Below are 5169 nucleotides of genomic sequence, written 5' to 3'. Positions count from 1 at the left end.
TTTTTTATGATGGGCTTAGTCTGTTTAGTTTGCCAAAGCAGAGAAGGCACCCCCTCGCAATCGAAGATTTTTTCTATTTTATCGTCATTTAGTTTCTCTTTTATTAGGCCGTTAACTCGCCTTGCTTGAACAGTCTGGGGGAGTGTTTCGCCGCTAAAAGCAAACTAGAAGACTGTATCAAAAGAGTATCAAAAGAGTATCAAAAGAGTTTGGGTATGAGTGTAGCAAATACTTTGCTTTGATTCAGAATTGTGTTAAAATAGTCCATTATTGAGAAAGGGAAGTAACCATGACACTTACAACATTTGCTCTGGCTGCCGACTGGTATGAGCAGTTTCTTAAGCTCATCCCGGACGGTAAATTATTTAGCCTAAGGGCTGTTTTTGATGCCATTCCCGGCATTCTGCAAAATCTCCCTGTTACCCTCTTATTAACGCTGGGCGGGGCTTTCTTCGGTATCATTTTGGCTATGATTTTTGCCATTGTCAAGATTAATCGGATTAAAATTCTCTATCCCATCCAGGCCTTTTTTGTCAGTTTTTTGCGGGGGACACCGCTTTTGGTTCAGCTCATGCTGACTTATTTTGGGATTCCCCTGCTGCTGAAGGCGATTAATCAGCAGTATGGCACTTCCTTTAATATCAATGAAATTCCGGCTTCCATCTTTGCCATTGTGGCCTTTGCCTTTAATGAGGCGGCCTATGCCAGCGAGACCATTCGGGCGGCCATTCTTTCAGTAGATCCGGGGGAAATCGAGGCAGCTCGCAGTCTGGGCATGACCAACCGGCAGGTCTATCTGCGGGTCATCATTCCCAATGCAGCAGTGGTGGCGACACCCAGCCTAATCAACTCCCTGATTGGTCTGACTAAGGGGACTTCTCTGGCTTTCAGTGCCGGTGTCGTAGAAGTTTTTGCCAAGGCGCAGGCTATAGCAGGTTCTGACTACCGCTACTTTGAGCGCTTCATTTCAGTGTCGCTGATTTACTGGGCGGTCAATATCATCATTGAGCAAATCGGCCGGGTGATTGAGAAAGCTATGGACATCAAGGATCCGGATAAGATTGAGGCTTTCCGTCAGGCAGAAGAGGAGGGAATCTGATGATTAAAATTTCTCATTTAAGTAAATCTTTTTCCGGTCAGAAGGTTTTGGACGACCTCAGTCTGGAAATTAAAAAAGGAGAAGTTGTCGCCCTGATTGGATCATCAGGGGCCGGGAAATCAACTTTTCTCCGCAGTCTCAATTACTTAGAGCAGCCCGACAGCGGCACGATTGAAATTGATGATTTCAGGGTGGACTTTGCAAGCATCAGCAAGGAAGAAATCTTGACCCTGCGCCGCAAGCTGGCCATGGTCTTCCAGCAGTTCAATCTCTTTTCCCGCCGCACAGCTCTGGACAATGTCAGGGAAGGTTTGCTGGTTGTCAAAAAACTGTCTAAAGAGAAAGCGACTGAGATAGCCAAAGAAGAGCTGGCTAAGGTTGGCCTGTCCGACCGGGAAAACCACTATCCAAGACACCTGTCCGGCGGTCAGAAACAGCGGGTGGCTCTGGCTCGGGCTCTGGCCATGAATCCGGATGTTCTCCTCTTGGACGAGCCGACTTCGGCTTTGGATCCTGAATTGGTCGGGGAAGTGCAAAAAATCAATCGCTGATGCAGCCAAGGACGGCCAAACCATGATTTTGGTCAGCCATGATATATCTTTTGTCGCTCAGGTGGCTGACAAAGTTCTCTTTTTGGATCAGGGGCATATTATTGAGACCGGCACACCGGATGAGCTTATCCATCACCCCAAGGAAGAAAGAACCAAAGAATTCTTTGCTAGTTACAAACGGACTTATATTTGATATAATAGAAAAAGCGAAGGCTCAGTTGGCTAGACCAGCTGAGTTTGTTTTAGGGCTGCTTTTCATTGTTTGGGGCCTTTTGAAAGTCAGACTCTTCGAAAATCTCTTCAAACCGCGTCAGCTCCGCCCAGAAATGGAAAAGCAGGGAAGGTTCGGGGAAGCTTTTTAGTCTGAACTCAGAAACGAGATGGTGAGGCAGGAAGGCTGCCGATGTGAGTGGGACAGATTCCCATGATGGCTGCGATCTCACCCACAGAGGGCTGTGCCTTTTGGAAGATACTCTATAAACGCCTGCCATTACTTGGGAAAAGGTGCCAATTGAAAATAGAATGAGCATGAGTCAATAAAAACCAAGCTTGAGGAATTACCATGTTAGATCAAATTTTTGCACTTTATATCGAGAGTCTGCTCTATACCGCCATCGGTGTGGGGATTATTGCCGGCCTGTGGATTGGCCTGCGCATGATCCGCCGCAAGGACAAGACGGCCAAGGAGCGGCAGAGCCATCTCTATGATGTACTCTTGATTGCCATTATGACCATTCCCGTCCTGTCTTTTGCGACTCTAGGGCTGGTTATTGTTCTTAAAGCTTAATTGCTTGTCAAGGAAAAGAAAGTCTGTTAGAATAATCGTAGTTACAGCAAAAAGAAAGGGAAGTTTATGTACGATACAGTCATTATTGGAGCGGGTCCTGCTGGGATGACCGCTGCACTCTATGCAGCCAGAAGCAATCTCAAGGTGGCCCTGCTGGAGCGCGGTATTTACGGCGGTCAGATGAACAATACAGCAGATATTGAAAACTATCCAGGCTATGCCAACATCAGCGGTCCAGAGCTGGCCGAAAAAATGTTTGAACCCTTGGAAAATCTGGGCGTGGAACATTTGTTTGGCCTAGTAGAAAAGATTGAGGATCACGGTGATTTCAAGGAAATCATCACGGAAGATGACCGTTTTGAAACCAAAACCGTCGTCATCGCGTCCGGAGCCAACCACCGTCAGTTAGGGGTCCCTGGCGAAGCAGAGTACAACAGCCGCGGCGTCTCCTACTGCGCAGTCTGTGACGGTGCTTTCTTCCGCGATGAAGACCTGCTGGTCGTCGGAGGCGGGGATTCTGCGGTGGAGGAAGCCATCTTCCTGACCCGCTTTGCCAAATCAGTGACGATTGTCCACCGCCGAGGCGAACTGCGGGCCCAAAAAGTCCTGCAGTACCGTGCTTTTGCCAATGAAAAAATCCAGTTTGTCTGGGATTCAGTGGTTGAGGAGATCCATGGCGATGACCGCAAGGTGACGGGTGTGACCTTTAAGAATGTTAAGACAGGCCAAGAAAGCAAGGCTGCTTTCGGCGGCATCTTTATCTATGTCGGTTTAGACCCAGTCAGTGCTTTTGCAGCAGATTTGGGGATTCTTGATCAGGCCGGCTGGATTGTGACAGATGACCATATGAAGACGGCAGTGGATGGGATTTATGCTGTCGGCGATGTCCGTCAGAAAGATCTGCGCCAGATTACTACAGCTGTCGGTGACGGAGCAGTAGCTGGGCAGGAAGTTTATAAATACATTACGGAGCACGCTTCATAAGACAGGATTTGAAGCAATCATGATAGACTGATAAACGAGAGCAGACTGGCTGTTTGAGGCAAACGGCTGGCCTGTTCTTTTTGCTTTTTCAAACAGTCTGCATTCGTTGGATTACAGGATTTCTCTTGGCTTTCTGAATTTGTGATATAATAAAAGGTATCTAGCAATAAAGGAGCAAGAAGATGTACCCAGATGACAGTTTGACCCTGCACACCGATTTGTACCAAATCAATATGATGCAGGTCTATTTCAAGGAAAATATTCATGACAAGCATGCGGTATTTGAGGTTTATTTCCGCAAAAATCCTTTCAATAATGGTTATGCTGTTTTTGTAGGTCTGGAAAGAATCATCTCCTACCTCAGCAGCTTAAAATTTAGCCAGAGCGACTTGGATTATCTGCAGTCGCTGGGCTATGAGGGGGCCTTTCTGGATTACCTGCGCAATCTGAAAATGACCTTGACCGTCCGTTCGGCCCAGGAGGGGGATTTGGTCTTTGCCAATGAGCCTATCGTGCAGGTCGAGGGGCCGCTGGCTCAGTGTCAGCTGGTAGAAACGGCCCTGCTGAATATTGTCAATTTCCAGACGCTGATTGCCACCAAGGCCGCCCGCATCCGCTCGGTCATTGAAGATGAGCCGCTCATGGAATTTGGTACCCGCAGAGCTCAGGAGATGGATGCGGCTATCTGGGGGACGCGGGCCGCTGTTATTGGCGGTGCCAATGGCACCAGTAATGTCCGGGCCGGAAAACTTTTTGACATCCCGGTTTTGGGAACTCATGCCCACTCACTGGTGCAGGTCTACGGCAATGATTATGAAGCCTTCAAGGCCTATGCGGCAACCCACCATGACTGTGTCTTTCTGGTGGATACCTACGATACTCTGCGTCTGGGGGTGCCGGCAGCCATTCGAGTGGCCCGTGAGCTGGGAGACAAGATTAAGTTTTTGGGTGTGCGCATTGATTCTGGGGATTTGGCTTATATTTCTAAAAAGGTCCGCCAGCAGTTAGACGAGGCTGGCTTTCCTGAGGCTAAGATCTATGCTTCCAACGATCTGGACGAAAATACCATTCTTAATCTCAAGATGCAGAAGGCCAAGATTGACGTCTGGGGTGTGGGAACCAAACTGATTACCGCCTATGACCAGCCGGCTCTAGGAGCCGTCTATAAGATTGTTGCCATTGAGGATGAGACAGGGCAGCTTCGCAATACCATTAAGCTGTCCAACAATGTTGAAAAAGTCTCTACGCCGGGCAAAAAGCAAGTCTGGCGCATTACCAGCCGGGAAAAAGGCAAGTCAGAGGGCGACTACATCACCTATGACGGTGTCGATGTCACTGAGCTGGACCAGCTGGAAATGTTCCATCCGACCTACACCTATATCAATAAAACAGTCAAGGATTTTGCTGCGGTGCCGCTCTTGGTGGATATTTTCGACCAGGGCCGTCTGGTTTATCAATCGCCGAGTCTGGCTGACATTCAGGACTATGCCCGCAAGGAATTTGACAAGCTTTGGGATGAGTACAAGCGGGTCCTCAATCCGCAGGATTATCCAGTCGATTTAGCGCAGGACATCTGGCAGGATAAGATGGATTTGATTGACAAGATGCGCAAAAAAGCCTATCAGACAGGAGCAGCCAAATGACTTTACAGGAAATGATTATCAGCGAGCGTGGGCGTCAACGCCCCTCATCAATCCCCAAGAAGAAATCCGCAAATCAGTGGACTTTCTCAAAGCTTATCTAGAAAA

General features: G+C 48.2%; 4 protein-coding genes and 2 pseudogenes. All 6 read left to right on the top strand.

Features of this window, described 5'->3' with window-relative positions; all coding sequences use genetic code 11:
- Nucleotides 1-289 precede the first annotated feature (289 nt).
- Complete coding sequence (locus STRDD11_RS00180; RefSeq protein WP_128834205.1) at nt 290-1099, top strand: amino acid ABC transporter permease; 810 nt, start codon at nt 290-292, stop codon at nt 1097-1099.
- A pseudogene (locus tag STRDD11_RS00175) lies at nt 1099-1843 on the top strand (amino acid ABC transporter ATP-binding protein). Before STRDD11_RS00180 ends, STRDD11_RS00175 begins: the two are co-directional and overlap by 1 nt.
- 369 nt (nt 1844-2212) lie before the next feature.
- Nucleotides 2213-2437: a DUF4059 family protein gene (locus tag STRDD11_RS00170; protein WP_128834202.1), complete on the top strand. Its 225-nt coding sequence runs from the start codon at nt 2213-2215 to the stop codon at nt 2435-2437.
- 66 nt (nt 2438-2503) lie between these two features.
- Nucleotides 2504-3421: a thioredoxin-disulfide reductase gene (gene trxB, locus STRDD11_RS00165; RefSeq protein ID WP_128834200.1), complete on the top strand. Its 918-nt coding sequence runs from the start codon at nt 2504-2506 to the stop codon at nt 3419-3421.
- A gap of 182 nt (nt 3422-3603) precedes the next feature.
- The gene (locus STRDD11_RS00160) at nt 3604-5064 is read left to right on the top strand and encodes a nicotinate phosphoribosyltransferase (protein WP_128834197.1); all 1461 of its coding nucleotides are present in this window, start codon (nt 3604-3606) and stop codon (nt 5062-5064) included.
- Nucleotides 5061-5169: pseudogene (locus tag STRDD11_RS13960) on the top strand (NAD(+) synthase); the annotation flags it as partial. The gene STRDD11_RS00160 and the pseudogene STRDD11_RS13960, both read left to right, overlap by 4 nt.

Source organism: Streptococcus sp. DD11 (assembly GCF_001578865.1).
GTDB classification, from domain to species: domain Bacteria; phylum Bacillota; class Bacilli; order Lactobacillales; family Streptococcaceae; genus Streptococcus; species Streptococcus panodentis.
The sequence above is the reverse complement of the archived record's forward strand: the minus strand, read 5'-3'. Positions and strand labels throughout refer to the sequence as shown.

Coding starts and splice junctions, on each gene's coding strand:
- STRDD11_RS00170 (WP_128834202.1), top strand. CDS start 2,213: ATGTTAGATCAAATTTTTGCACTTTATATCGAGAGTCTGCTCTATACC.
- trxB (WP_128834200.1), top strand. CDS start 2,504: ATGTACGATACAGTCATTATTGGAGCGGGTCCTGCTGGGATGACCGCT.
- STRDD11_RS00180 (WP_128834205.1), top strand. CDS start 290: ATGACACTTACAACATTTGCTCTGGCTGCCGACTGGTATGAGCAGTTT.
- STRDD11_RS00160 (WP_128834197.1), top strand. CDS start 3,604: ATGTACCCAGATGACAGTTTGACCCTGCACACCGATTTGTACCAAATC.